Origin of the sequence: Dactylosporangium sp. McL0621, assembly GCF_049995355.1 — a bacterium.
GTDB lineage: Bacteria > Actinomycetota > Actinomycetes > Mycobacteriales > Micromonosporaceae > Dactylosporangium.
On record NZ_CP188259.1, the window covers coordinates 1,492,896 to 1,506,363 of the forward strand.

Consider the following 13,468-nt stretch of genomic DNA (forward strand, 5'->3'; position numbering starts at 1 on the left):
CCGGCCGGCGAGGACTGATCCGCCATCCCGGGAAATGGGCTCGGCGTCCTCATGGTGAGATGAACCCATGGTCTTCCTGTCCCGGCCCGTCGTCGTGCGCGTCCCCGCGACCAGCGCCAACCTGGGCCCCGGCTTCGACGCCCTCGGTCTCGCGCTGACGCTGTACGACGAGGTCGAGGCGCGCGTCACCGGCGGCGGGGTCACGGTCGAGGTGACCGGCGAGGGCGAGGGCGACCTACCGGCCGACGAGACCCACCTGATCGTCCGCGCGATGCGCCACGCCTTCGGCGCGCTCGGTGGGCAGCCCGCCGGCCTCGCCCTGCGCTGCCGCAACCGCATTCCCCACGCCCGCGGGCTCGGCTCCTCCTCGGCCGCCATCGTCGCCGGCATCGTGCTGGCCCGGGGCCTGGTCGAGGACGGCGCCGCGCGGCTGGACGACGCCGCGGTGCTGGTGCTGGCCGACGAGCTCGAAGGTCACCCCGACAACGTGGCGCCATGCCTGCTCGGCGGCTTCACGATCGCGTGGACCGGCGCCGGGGGCGCCGCGGCCGTGCGCCGGGACCCCGACCCCGGGATCCGCCCCGTGCTCTTCGTACCCGAGGAGCGCGGGCTCACCCAGGTCGCACGGGCCGCGCTGCCCAAGACCGTCCCGCACAGCGACGCCGCGTTCAACGCCGGCCGGGCCGCGCTGCTCGTGCACGCGCTGACCGTCGATCCGGACCGGCTCTTCGCGGCCACCGAGGACCGGCTCCACCAGGACTACCGCGCCGAGGGCATGCCGGGCACCGCGAACCTGGTGGCCCGCCTGCGCGGCGAGGGCGTGGCCGCCGTCGTCTCCGGTGCGGGCCCGAGCGTGCTCGCGTTCGGCATCGGGGCCTGGACCCCGCGGCCGGTGCCGGGCTGGCGCGTCCTGCCGCTGGACATCGACGGCACCGGCGCCCGGCTGGGCGGCGACCTGAGCTGAGCCCGGACCCGCGGCCGGTGCCGGCCGGCGTCCTGCGCCGGACGTCGAGGGCGCCGGCACGGCCGGGCGGCGACGTGCGCTGGACGTCGAGGGCGCCGGCGCGGCTGGGCGGCGTCCTGCGCTGGACGTCGAGGGCGCCGGCGCGGCCGGGCGGCGACCCGAGCCGAGCCCGGGTCCGCGGCCGGTGCCGGTCCGGCGTGTCCGCGCTGGACGTCGAGGGCATCGGCACGGCCGGGCGGCGATCTGAGCTGAGGCCCGGCCGTTGGCGGAAGCGGTGAGCAGGGATGAGGTACCCTGGAACACGCCGAGCGGGGCCCTGTTGCCGCTGGCTGGCGGAGTTGATTACTCTCTAGTCTTAAGCAGCCGCTCAGTGCGGCGATCTCATGCGGGGCGGCGTGCTCCGAATTCCGTGGCACCCCTTGCGCACGCCCGGCCGCCAACCCGCGTTTCCTGTGGTCGCGCGCACTCGGCTGGGCCGGAGACACCTGTGGCGTCAAGGCCCGCCGCCCAGCGCTGCCACCTCCCGGCCGCACGTCGATTCGGGAACCCAGCAGGAGATACGGCGCAGCAGGAAACTCCGCATCGCAACACGCACCACCTCCGCACCGCGGCGCAACGAGCGGTCGGAGCACCCGCGGGCCGCCCGGCCACCGCAGTCGAAAACGGGCCGGTCCCCGGACCTAACGAGGGAAGGAATCCATTGAGCGACACCACCGACGTCACGTCGGATGTCTCCACCGACCGCGCCGCGGTCGAGGCCGACGGCGCCGAGGCCGGCGCGACGCGTCGGCGGCGCTCGGGCACGGGGTTGGCCGGCATGCTGCTTCCCGAGCTGCAGAGCCTGGCCGCCTCGTTGGGCATCTCCGGCACGGCTCGCATGCGCAAGGGCGAGCTCGTCACCGCGATCCAGGAGCGTCAGGCGGGCGACTCGCGCCCCGCTGCCGCCGAGGCCAAGGCCACCGCGGCCCCCGCCCGCACCCGGTCGCGCAGCACCGAGGCGCGGACCGAGACCCCCGAGGCGGAGTGGCCGTCGGCCACCGAGGCCGCCGAGGCGCCGGCCCGCTCCCCTCGTCGGGCCACCCGCGCCGCCGGGCCGCCGGAGCCGCGGGCCGCGCGTGAGGAGACCGCCGAGCCGGCCGCCGCCGAGGCCCCCGTGGCCGAGCGGGCCGAGCGCCCCAGCCGCGCCACCACCGAGCGGGCCGAGCGCGGCACCACCGAGCGCGCCGAGCGGGGTACCACCGAGCGGGCCGAGCGGGGCACCACCGAGCGGGCCGAGCGGGGCACCACCGAGCGCGCCGAGCGGGGCACCACCGACCGGGCCGAGCGCGGCGAGCGCACTGACCGGGCCGAGCGCACCGAGCGGGCCGAGCGCAGTGACCGGGCCGAGCGCGGGGAACGGGCCGAGCGCGGCGAGCGCACCGACCGGGCCGAGCGCACCGACCGGGCCGAGCGCACCGACCGCACCGACCGCGCGGAGCGCACCGACCGGGCCGACCGCACCGAGCGGCCGGACCGCGGCGAGCGCAACGACCGCGGCGACCGGGCCGAGCGCGGCGACCGCGCCGAGCGGACCGAGCGCAACGGGGCCGACCGGGGCGACCGCACCGACCGCGGCGACCGCAACCAGCGCGGCGGCTTCATCGACGACGAGGGCGACGACGACGGCACCGGCCGTCGCGGGCGGCGCAGCCGGTTCCGCGACCGCCGCCGGGGCCGCGACCGCGACGGCACCGAGGCGCCGGCCCGCGCCGCCAACGAGCCGCAGGTCAGCGACGACGACGTCCTCGTGCCGGTCGCGGGCATCCTCGACGTGCTCGACAACTACGCGTTCGTTCGTACGACCGGATACCTGTCCGGCTCGAACGACGTGTACGTCGCCATGTCGCAGGTCAAGCGCTACGGCCTGCGCCGCGGCGACGCGATCACCGGAGCCGTGCGCCAGCCGCGCGACGGCGAGCAGCGGCGGGACAAGTACAACCCGCTCGTCCGTCTCGACACCGTCAACGGCATGGACCCGGAGGAGGCCAAGCGCCGCCCCGAGTTCTACAAGCTCACGCCGCTGTACCCGCAGGACCGCCTCCGCCTGGAGACCGAGCCGCACATCCTAACCACGCGGGTGATAGACCTCGTCATGCCGATCGGCAAGGGCCAGCGCGCGCTCATCGTGTCGCCCCCGAAGGCCGGCAAGACCATGGTGCTGCAGGCGATCGCCAACGCGATCACCCACAACAACCCCGAGTGCCACCTCATGGTGGTGCTGGTCGACGAGCGGCCCGAAGAGGTCACCGACATGCAGCGCTCGGTGAAGGGCGAGGTCATCGCCTCGACCTTCGACCGGCCGCCGACGGACCACACCACGGTCGCCGAGCTGTCGGTCGAGCGGGCCAAGCGCCTGGTGGAGCTCGGCCATGACGTCGTCGTGCTGCTCGACTCGATCACCCGGCTCGGCCGCGCCTACAACAACGCGTCGCCCGCCTCCGGCCGCATCCTGTCCGGTGGTATCGACTCGACGGCGCTGTACCCGCCGAAGCGCTTCCTCGGCGCCGCGCGCAACATCGAGAACGGCGGCTCGCTGACCATCATCGCCACGGCGCTGGTCGAGACCGGCTCCACCGGCGACACGGTCATCTTCGAGGAGTTCAAGGGCACCGGCAACGCCGAGCTCAAGCTCGACCGGAAGATCGCCGACCGGCGCATCTTCCCGGCGATCGACATCGACCCGTCCAGCACGCGCAAGGAGGAGATCCTCCTCGCGCCGGACGAGCTCGCGATCGTCATCAAGCTGCGCAAGGTGCTGCACGCCCTCGACTCCCAGGAGGCGCTGAACCTCCTGCTGGACCGGCTCAAGAAGACCCGGACCAACGTCGAGTTCCTCATGCAGATCGCCCAGACCACACCGGGCGAGTAAGCGCTGACGAAGACGCCCCCGGAGCCGATGCTCCGGGGGCGTCCGCGCGTTCAGCCCCTGATCTCGGTGGCGGGGTCGGGCGGGTCGATGATCTCGAAGATCTCCACCATCCCGCTGGTGCGCAGCAGGCGGTACACCCCGGGCCCCGGTCCCGCCAGCGCCATGGGCACGCCGGCGCCCTGCGCGTACTTGTACCCGCTGATGAGCACCCCGAGCGCGCTGGAGTCCATGAAGGACACCGCGGCCAGATCGATCACCACGCGGGCCGGGCGTCCGTCGACCGCGCGGACCACGGCCTCGCGCAGCGCGGGCGCCGTGGCCACGTCGACCTCGCCGCTCACGGCCAGAACCGCGCCGCCGTCGAGATCTCGACGCACGCGAATGGGGATGTCGGCCACACGAGCAGTATCGGGGGTCCCGTGCGGACCGGCCATCGGGGGATGCACCATTCCGACCTTTCGCACGTAAGACCGCCAGGCTCATAGACAGGCGTACAAACCCCAACGCATGCGCGGGTTTTCAGTGACGCATCTCTGGCGTACGGTGACGCAGATCGGAGTGGACGCCCTGCCGAGCGGGTCGGCCTTCGGCGCCGCGGACGAAGGGTAGGCGCGGCCTTGAGCATCCTGGGCGGGTCCGTCCTCACAGCGATGGCCGTACACCTGCGCGGCCGGGACCTGCCGTCGCTGCGTACCGCGCTGGAGAACGAGCTCGGCCTGCCCCTCGAGCCGGCGAGCGAGCCCGAGGCCTTCCTGGAGCGGTGCGCCGATCTTCCGGGCGCCCTGCACGCCCTCGCGGACCTGGTCGACGGGGGATTCCGCGAGCAGCTGCGCGCGGTACCGCCGCCGCTGTTGCTGCCCGGCGAGCGACGACGTCTCCAGGAGCTGACCGCCCGCGCCGCCCACCTGCCCGTGGCCGGACCGTACCGCGCGGCCGTCGGCGCCCTGGGGCCCGACCGGCCCGACCGGCCCGGCGGCGGCACCGCCCGCGACCTCCTGCCATACCTCGAGGGCCTGCTCCGCCCGCCCGAACAGCCGCCGCCGCTGCTCGCGTTCGTCGCCGCGCTCGCCGCCGAGGCCGGGGCCGGGCTGCGCGCCGAGCTGCGGGGGTGGCTGGAGGAGCACCTCGCGCGCACCGATGCCCCGGCCGACTGGCTCGCCGCCCTGACCCCCGGCGCCGCCCGCGGCGCCCGCACGATCCTCGTCCTGCGCATCGAGCGCGACTGGGTCGGCGACGGGTACCTCGTCTCCGCCTGGTCGCAGCCCGACGACGGCTCGCCGGGCCTCACGCTCGCCGCCGCCGAGACCGTCGTCGCCGAGGCGGACCTCCCGGCCGAGGCCGACCGGTGCCTCGCCACCGTCCTGGCCTCGCACGCCTCCGACGCCCACGAGGTCGTCGTCGAGTGCGTCCTGCCCAAGGCGCTGGGCAACCTCCCGGTCGACCAGTGGCCCGTCGGGCCCGCGTTCGGCGCCGAGCCGCTGCCGCTGGGGGCGCGGCACTCGGTCGTGCTGCGCTCGTGGGAGCGGACCGCCGAGCCGGCGCTGCGGGCGAACTGGATCCGCAAGTCCCGGCGCCTGCGCGCGCACGGCCACCTCAGCGATCCGAAGGCCGTCTTCTTCCTCGACCGGCCCGAGCCCGACCTCGCGGCGCTCGGCGCGCAGCTGGGGGAGGAGCCGCGGATCTGCTTCATGCAGGAGTTCCCGCCCGGCGAGGAGCCGGGCCTGGCCGCCGACGAGCTGGGCGTGGCCCTGAGCGTGGGCCTGCCGGTCGCGGTCTGGTGCCGGCCCGGCTTCGACCCGCAGGCCGCCGGCCGCCTCGACGAGATCCTCGACGTGTCAAGCGTCGCCGAGCTGCCCGGCCTGGTACTGCGCCGGCGCCGCGAGGCCGCCCGCGCGCACGGCGACGAGGCCCGCGCCGGCACCCACCTCGCCCTGCTGTGGGACGAGGCCGGCCGCCGCCCCGACGCGCCCGCGCCCCGCTGGCAGGTGCCCGGCGCCGAGGACCGGCGATGAACCTCGATCCGCTGCGGCCGCTGGGCGCGCTGGGCCTCGACGAGCTCGCGCTGCTGGTCGACGCCGGCCCGTCGCTGGCGCCGTGGGAGCCCGTGCTCGCCGAGCTGCGGGCCGCGCTGGCCGGCCTCGGCGGGCCGCTGGTCGCCGAGTGGCCGCTCGAGCCCGGCCTGGTGCTGCCGCCCGCCCGGCGCCTCGCCCTGGTCGTCACCGACGGCGTCGGCCCGGCGTGGGACGGCGCGCTCGCCCCGCTGCTGGAGCGCCTGGGCCGGGAGGGCCCGACGGCGATTCTGCAGCTGCTGCCGTACCGCATGTGGCACCGCGCCCGCCCCGCGCTCCACCGCGTCCGGCTGGCCGCCCCGGGCCCGGCCGCCGCCAATTCCGCCCTGCGGGCCGAGGTGCCCGAGGGCCGCTTCGACCCCGCCCGCGCGGGCGTGCCGATCCCGGTGCTCGAGCTGAGCGCGCGCTGGCTCGAGCCGTGGGTCGCGCTCGTCGCCGGCACCGCGGACGGCCCCGTCCCCGGCGCGGCGCTGTTCACCGGGCGTCCGGCCCCGGGCCCCGCCGACGACGAGCCCGCGCCGCGCGTCCCCGCGGGCCCCGAGCGGCGGGTGCGGGCGTTCCGGGCCTCGGCGTCCCCGGCCGCGTACCGCCTCGCCGGACTGCTCGCGGCCGCCCCGCTGACGATGCCGGTCATGCGGCTGGTGCAGGCCGCGCGGATGCCCGGGTCGCGCCCGGAGCACCTGGCCGAGGTGTTCCTGGGCGGGCTGCTCGCCGAGCGCGACGGCTACGACTTCCGGCCCGGCGTGCGGGAGGCCCTGCTGCCGTCGCTGCACGCCGCCGAGGCGTTGGCGGTGGTACGTCTGGTGGCCGGACACCTCGGGCCGGTGGACCTGGACGCGGCGGTCGTCGCCGGCGACCCGGGGCCACTGGCCGCCCTGGGCCCGGCCTTCATCGGGGCGACCGCCCCGGTGCTGCGCGCGCTCGGCGGCGCCCACGCGGAGCTGGCCGAGCGGCTGCGGCACCCGGCCCCGCCCGCCCCGCCGGCCGGCGACGGGCCCGGTTCTGGCCTTCTGGCCGGAAGTGACGGCGCTGACGGTAGCGGCAGGGTGACAGAGATCGATGTTGTGGCCCAGTTCGCCGAGGCGGCGGCCGAGCGGTGGGACGGTGCAACGGGTGGGGCGACGGCCGGGGGACGGGACGTGCACGTGAAGACGCCGCAGCAGGTTCGCAACGCCGTGCCGCCGCGCAACTCCGGCTTCGTCGGGCGCGACGCCGTGCTCGACGAGATCGAGCGCCGGCTCGACACCGGCCTCGTCGCGCTGCTGCCCGACGCCCGGCACTCCCTCGGCGGCACGGGCAAGACGCAGCTGGCGCTGGAGTACATGCACCGGTACGCCAGCGAGTACGACCTCGTGTGGTGGGTGCCGGCCGAGCAGACCGCGCCGATGCGGGTGGCCCTGGCCGGGCTGGCGCGGGCCCTCAAGGTGCGCGAGAGCCCCGACCTCAACCGGACCCTGCAGGTGCTGCGCGAGACGCTCGAGCGCGGCTCGCCGTACCGGCGCTGGCTCCTGATCTTCGACAATGCGAGCCGGCCCGAGGACCTCGAGCCCTATCTGCCCCGCGGCACCGGCCACGTGCTCATCACCTCCCGCAACCCGCGCTGGGCCGACATGGGCCACGCGATCGAGGTCGGCGCGTTCACGCGGGCCGAGAGCGTGCTGCTGCTGCGGCGCCGCTCGCCCGCGATCAGCGGCTCGCAGGCCCACACCCTCGCCGCGCGCCTCGGCGACGTGCCAATGGCGATGGAGCAGGCCGCGGCGACCCAGCACGCGACCGGCTGGACGGCGGCGGAGTACCTCGAGCGGTACGACGAGCTGCGCCGGGACATGGGCGGCACGTCCGAGCGTCCGGAGTACCCCAGCCCGATCGTTGTCACGTGGAACCTCGCCTATGCCGAGCTCGCCGAGCGCAACCCCGGCGCCGCCCGGCTGCTGGACGTGTGCGCGTTCCTGGCCGGCGAGCCGGTGTCGTGGAACGTGCTGTGGGAGAGCCGCGGCGCCGGGCTGCCGGCCCCGCTGGGCGCCCTGGTGCGCGTGGAGAAGGCGCTGCGCACGGCGCTGCGGGAGCTCGCGCAGTTCGGGATGGCCCAGGTCGACCCGGCGCTGCAGTCCGTGCAGGTGCACCGCCTCGGGCAGCTGCTGCTGCTGGAGCGGCTGGGGGTCAAGGAGTACCCGATCTACCAGCAGGCCGCGCACGACGTGCTCACCGCGGCCGACCCGGCGATCCCGGACGACCCGTCGAGCTGGCCGCGGTACGAGGAGCTCAGCGCCCACCTGCTGTACTCCGACCTGCTCGCCGGGGCCACCGACGAGTCCCGCCAGCTCATGCTGCACTACGCGCGCTTCCTGTTCGTGCGCGGCGACCACGACAGCAGCCGGACCGTGGCCCGGCACGCGTACGACCGCTGGCGTCTCGCCCTGAGCGAGGACCACGAGGACACCCTCGCGGCCGCCTACCACCTCGCGAACGCGATGCGGGCCGGCGGCGACGCGGCCGAGGCGGCCAAGCTCAACCAGCAGACCCTGGCCACCCTGCGGCGCGTCTTCGGCGACGACGACGAGAGCACGCTCATGACCGCCAACAGCGTCGGCGCCGACCTGCGCCTGCGCGGCGAGTTCGTGGCCGCGCGCAACGTCGACCTGGACAACCTGGACCGCTACCGGCGACTCTTCGGCGAGGCGTACCCGCGCACGCTGCGCTGCGCCAACAACCTCGCCGTGGACATGCGCCTGCTCGGCGACTTCCGCCAGGCGCGCGTCATCGACGAGCAGACCCTCATGCACCGCCGCCGCGTGCTGCCCAATCCGCACCCGGAGACGCTGTGGTCGCTCATCAGCCTGGCGCACAACCGGTTCGGCCTGGGCGAGCACGAGGTCGCGATCGAGATCCTCACCGACGCGCTGCCCGTGCACGCCGAGGCGTTCGGCGAGGACCACCCGGGCGTGCTCACGGGGGCGCGATACCTCGCGATGGCCCTGCGCCGCGCGGGCGCCTACCCGCGGGCGCGCAAGGAGGCCGAGGCCACCATGGCCCTCTGGCTCGAGAAGTACGGCGACCACAGCGCCGACACCCTCTCCGCCGTGCTCACCTACGCCAACTGCGTGCGCGCCGGCGGCGAGTTCACGGCCGCCCGCACCGCGGCCGAGCAGGCCACCGACGGCTTCACCGCGATCATGGGCGAGCGGCACCCGTTCACCCTCGCGGCCCAGGCGGCGCTCGCGGCCGCCCTGCGCGCCGAGGGCGACCCCACCGCGGCGGCCGAGCTCGACCGGCACGCCCTCGTGGGCCTCGCCCACTCCGTCGGGGCCGAGCACCCGTTCTCGGTCGCGTGCGCCATCGGCTACGCCTCGGACCTCGCCATGTCGGGCCAGAGCGCGGGCGCGGTGATCGCCTCGCGCGACACGGTGCGGGTGGCGCAGTCGGCGTTCGGGGCCCAGCACCCGGCGCTGCTCGTGGCCTCGTTCAACCACGCCCTCGACCTGCGCGCGGCGCACCCGGCGGGGGAGGACCGCGGGACGGTGAGCGCGGCGGCCGAGGCCCTGCGGCGCCGGCTGGGCGACACCCATCCGGACACGCTGGCCGCCTTCGCCGGGCGCCGCCTGGAGTTCGACATCGAGCTGCCGGCCACCTGAGGTCGCGAAATATCCGCTCGTGCCTCGCGAATATTTCGGACTTTTCGCCTGTGGGGCGATAAATGCGGTTGGTTCGATTTCCCGGCGCCGAGTGGAACCAGGGCCGGGTCGGGCCGCGGCGTGTTCGGCTCGGTGCGCGGCCAACACGGCCGAGGGCCGCCTGCGGGGTCAGGCCGCGGCGTGTTCGGCTCGGTGCGCGGCCAACACGGCCGAGGCGGCCAAGGCTCGACCGCGACGGGTCAGGCCGCGGCGTGTTCGGCTCGGTGCGCCGCCAGGGTGGCCAAGGCCCGCCGGCGCGGGCCCGGAGACACCTCGTCGGCCCTCCAGGCGTCGAGGCGCGCCCGCATGCCGTCGACCAGGCGCTGCCCCGCCGGGCCCAGGGCGTCCGAGGCGTCAAGCGTCTCCAGCGTCTCGGAAACCGCGACGCGCCAGCGCGTGAACTCGAAGGCGGCGGTGTCGTCCGCGGTGCGGGTGTGCTCGGTACGCCAGAAGTCCGCGATCGCCAGGTGCGCGTAGCAGCCGTGCAGCAGGGCGCCCGGCGGGCGGGGGTCGGTGCGCCAGGGGGCGTAGTAGCGGCCGGTCGGCGCGTCCGGGCGCAGCATGTCGTGGAACAGCAGGAGGGCGTTGAGCTTGCCGTGCTGCTGCTCGTGGACGAGGCCCGCGGCCAGGCGGCGCGGGTCCGGGGGGCGGGCCAGGGCCGCGGCGCCGAACGCGTCGCGCGACGTGGCGCTGCGCCCGGTGGCGGCCAGGGGGACCACCGACGTCAGGCAGCGCGACATCGAGCGGAGGTGCCAGGGGTGGTGGGCGGCGAGGAGGGCCCCGGCCGCGGCCGTGTCCGCTTGCCAGCGCGCCGCCTCGGCGGCGTCCAGGCGGCCGGTCACGGGGAGGTCGTAGACGCCGCGGTACGGGTCCAGGTCGTCCAGGTACAGCCGCAGGGGGCCCGCCTCCAGGCGGCGCAGGGGCAGCCAGCCGGGGCCGCCGGCGATCGCCGGGCCGGACGCCTCGACCGTGATCGTGACCGTGTCCCGGCCCGGGACCCGGGCCGTGCCCAGCGTCGGGATCGCCAGGCGGCCGGCGGGAACGCGTGCCGGCCAGGTGGCGTCGAGGCCGGCGGCGGCCGCGGCGGCCGCGGCCACGCCGTGCAGGTGGTCGAGGTCCGCGGGGGTCGCGGCGTCGGTCAGGCAGTGGATCGCCCAGGCGCCGACCTGGGGGTGCCCGAGGACGGCCCGGGTCGCGGCCGGGTCGCGCGCGTCGGCGGCGGCGAGCACCCGGGCGGCCTCGGGCGCGCGGGCCCGGGCGGCGTGGGCGACCTCGCCGACGAGCAGCACGTGCTTGGTGATCTGGCCCGCGCGCAGGGTGTCGAGGACCCCGTCCCCGCCCCGGCCGGTCGCGAGCTCGTCCAGGTCTTCGGGGCCGATCACCAGCGCGCGGACGGCGTTCAAGGCCCGCTCAGAGGCTCGAGTTGAAGCCGGCGACGGTCTCGTGCGGGTCTTCGACCTCACCCAGGACGCGACGGATGGTGTGAGCCAGGACACCGTCGCCCAGGGCGGCCAGGCGGGCCGGGTCGCGGAACACATTGAGGATGTCGCCATCACGGAACGTGTTGAAACTAGGTAAGCCGGGCTCGAACAGGCTGTCCGGATTGCACGAAAGGTCGGTCAATGCCGCGTACAGCCGGTCCGGAGTGTCCGTTTTGCCGCCATCCCCCACAAGGCCTGCCTTCACTGGGCGTCACCTATGTCTACCATCCATGACGCCCTTCCGCCCGCCCGCGGTTGGCGTCGCGGCCCGAGGATTCTGCATGAACCGGACGCCCGCGGCAATCGACGTGCGTCGCCGCGAGCGTCCCGTGCCAAAAAAGAATCTCAGAAGTCGCCCTCGGCCACCTGGAAGACCGTGAGGCCCAGCGCGCGCCACATGCGCACCACCTGCTGGCGGTCGTCGAAGACGCCGACCACGTGGTACCGGCTGCGGATCTCCTTCTCGAAAATCTCCGCCTTCACGACGGAGTCGCGGCGCTGGTCGCCGAGCTCGCGCATGAACAGGCCCCGGTAGGGCACGCCCACGTGCTCGGCCAGCCAGGCCTCCGTCGCCTCGCGGCTGTCGTCGCTGCGGCCCGAGCAGAACACGATCTCGTGCCCGGCCGCGTGCATGGCGCGCACGGCGGCGATGACCGGCTCGTTGGGCCGGTCCTCGCCGACGCGGCTCATGTCGTACGGGCTGCGGCCGTTGAACAGCGCCACGGTGCCGTCGATGTCCACGAGCACCGTGCGCGGCGCGTCCGGCGGCGGCTCGTACGCGGCGCCCGTGGCCTCGTCGATGACCGGCAGGGGCAGCGGCAGCACGCGGCCGGCGAGGTACCGCTGATGCATCGAGCGGATCACGGGCTCCCCGACGTGACTGTCGCCCGTGCGCAGGGCGTCGCGGCGGATGCACTCCTCCACCGGGACGTCGGTGAAGTCGCGGACCGTGAAGTGCGCCTTGCACCGCGCGGCCAGCTCGGCGAACTCGCGCACCACCCGGCCGCGCAGGTTCGTGTCGTCGCAGACCACGTTGGAGCCCGCGCGCAGCAGCGCCTCGACCGCGGCGCGGTGTGCGGTCGTGACCTCGCGCTCGGCCCGGCCGCGCAGCTGCTCGTCGGCCACGAGGCCGCCGTGCAGCATGCGGCGCAGGTCGTCGCGGTTGACCCGCACGAGGTGGGGCTGCTGCTTGGCCCAGGTGGTCTTGCCCGAGGCGGGCAGGCCCCGGGTGATGGTGAGCGTGGGCATCACGCGACCTCCCCGACGATCGGGCGTACCTGCTGCCAGAGCAGGGCCCGGTAGTCCTTGTCGTCCAGGCGCAGGAACAGGCAGCCGCGCCGGGGGCTGCGCGCCACGGCGAGCGCGAAGTCCTTGCGCGTCCAGCCGGCCGGCAGGCCCGCCACGACCTGCGCGTACTCCCGCTCGACGGCCCCCGCGAGCTCCTCCACGGCCGCGGTGAGGCCGGCCGCGATGTCGCTCGCCCACGCGTGGAACTCGTCCGGCAGCGGCTCGAGCAGCTCGTCGAGCCGGCCGGCGACCATCGCCTCCCACACGACGCGGGCGTTGAGGCCGGTGACGATCCGGTGCAGCCGCACGTACTCCGAGTACTTGATCTTCAGCCGCGTGTCGGGCCCGGTGAAGTGCACCACCAGCCCCTCCCGGTTGTCCCGGGGCGGCGCGGCGAGGGCGTCGGCCAGCGTGGCGTACGCGAACGACTCCACCACCGGCCCGGGCCACCCCGGCGCCGCGTCCGGGCCGGAGCTGCGCCCGGTCGCGATGTCCACCGCGCCGAGCAGCACGAGGTCGTCCAGGTCGCCGTAGTCCAGCACGATCCGGTTGCCGGGGTAGATGATCTCGAACAGCAGCGTCAGGCCGGCGGGCGGCTCGAAGCGGCCGGCGTACCGTGTGCGCCACACTTTTGTCGCGTGCCGCGCCTGCTCGGAGTCGAACGAGCCGCGGGTCGCCACCGCCCAGCCGTCCGGGGTCGGGAAGAGCACCCCGAGCGAGCCGTCGGCCTTGTCGGTCACCGCGACCGGGCCCTCGAGGTCGAGCTCCGGGGCGCCCGGCTGGCCGTGGTTGAAGAACTTCGCGAAGGGCCGCGCCAGCACCCGGCCGTCGCGGGACACGACGAGGCCGCGGCACGCGAGGGTGGCCGCGTTCCACACGTTCTCGTACTGCGTCTTCTCCGTGTAGTTGTGGATCAGCAGCGGCAGCGAGGGGTGGTTCTGGGTGCGGATGTACCCGCCGCCGACCATCTCGGCCAGCAGCGCCGGATCGCAGAGTTCATCGATGTAGAGGCTCATAGCGCGGTACAGCGTAAGGGGGCCGCGCTCGCGCCCGCGACGGGAATACAGCCAGGGTGGGCGGCGTTGTGC

The 13,468-nt window shown here is 75.3% G+C and carries 9 protein-coding genes; 4 read left to right on the forward strand and 5 right to left on the reverse strand.

What is annotated here, in order from left to right; genetic code table 11:
• Positions 1-67: 67 nt before the first annotated feature.
• A complete protein-coding gene (gene thrB / locus ACPPVO_RS06880; protein WP_426510416.1) occupies positions 68-964 on the forward strand; it encodes a homoserine kinase in 897 nt (298 codons plus the stop codon).
• Positions 965-1,664: 700 nt separating this feature from the next.
• A complete protein-coding gene (gene rho, locus ACPPVO_RS06885; protein ID WP_426510417.1) occupies positions 1,665-3,872 on the forward strand; it encodes a transcription termination factor Rho in 2,208 nt (735 codons plus the stop codon).
• A 50-nt stretch (positions 3,873-3,922) separates the two neighbouring features.
• Here the strand turns inward: rho and ACPPVO_RS06890 are convergent, their stop codons facing one another.
• A complete protein-coding gene (locus ACPPVO_RS06890) occupies positions 3,923-4,249 on the reverse strand; it encodes an STAS domain-containing protein (protein ID WP_426510418.1) in 327 nt (108 codons plus the stop codon).
• 273 nt (positions 4,250-4,522) lie between these two features.
• Here ACPPVO_RS06890 and ACPPVO_RS06895 point away from each other — a divergent pair, with 273 nt between their 5' ends.
• Together ACPPVO_RS06895 and fxsT are read left to right on the forward strand one after the other, a co-directional pair.
• On the forward strand, positions 4,523-5,884 hold the full coding sequence (locus tag ACPPVO_RS06895) for a hypothetical protein (RefSeq protein ID WP_426510419.1): 1,362 nt from the start codon (positions 4,523-4,525) through the stop codon (positions 5,882-5,884).
• Positions 5,881-9,573 (forward strand): FxSxx-COOH system tetratricopeptide repeat protein, encoded by a 3,693-nt coding sequence (gene fxsT, locus ACPPVO_RS06900; protein ID WP_426510420.1) that lies wholly within the window; start codon positions 5,881-5,883, stop codon positions 9,571-9,573. Before ACPPVO_RS06895 ends, fxsT begins: the two co-directional genes overlap by 4 nt.
• A gap of 239 nt (positions 9,574-9,812) precedes the next feature.
• Here fxsT and ACPPVO_RS06905 read toward each other — a convergent pair whose 3' ends face one another.
• The 4 genes from ACPPVO_RS06905 to ACPPVO_RS06920 all read right to left on the reverse strand — a co-directional run bounded on the left by ACPPVO_RS06905 (position 9,813) and on the right by ACPPVO_RS06920 (position 13,396).
• On the reverse strand, positions 9,813-11,015 hold the full coding sequence (locus tag ACPPVO_RS06905) for an aKG-HExxH-type peptide beta-hydroxylase (RefSeq protein WP_426510421.1): 1,203 nt from the start codon (positions 11,013-11,015) through the stop codon (positions 9,813-9,815).
• 7 nt (positions 11,016-11,022) lie between these two features.
• Positions 11,023-11,298 (reverse strand): FxSxx-COOH cyclophane-containing RiPP peptide, encoded by a 276-nt coding sequence (gene fxsA, locus ACPPVO_RS06910; RefSeq protein ID WP_360368950.1) that lies wholly within the window; start codon positions 11,296-11,298, stop codon positions 11,023-11,025.
• Positions 11,299-11,438: 140 nt separating this feature from the next.
• Positions 11,439-12,341: an AAA family ATPase gene (locus ACPPVO_RS06915; protein WP_426510422.1), complete on the reverse strand. Its 903-nt coding sequence runs from the start codon at positions 12,339-12,341 to the stop codon at positions 11,439-11,441.
• The gene (locus tag ACPPVO_RS06920) at positions 12,341-13,396 is read right to left on the reverse strand and encodes an RNA ligase (protein WP_426510423.1); all 1,056 of its coding nucleotides are present in this window, start codon (positions 13,394-13,396) and stop codon (positions 12,341-12,343) included. The genes ACPPVO_RS06915 and ACPPVO_RS06920 overlap by 1 nt, the downstream gene beginning before the upstream one ends.
• Positions 13,397-13,468: the final 72 nt, after the last annotated feature.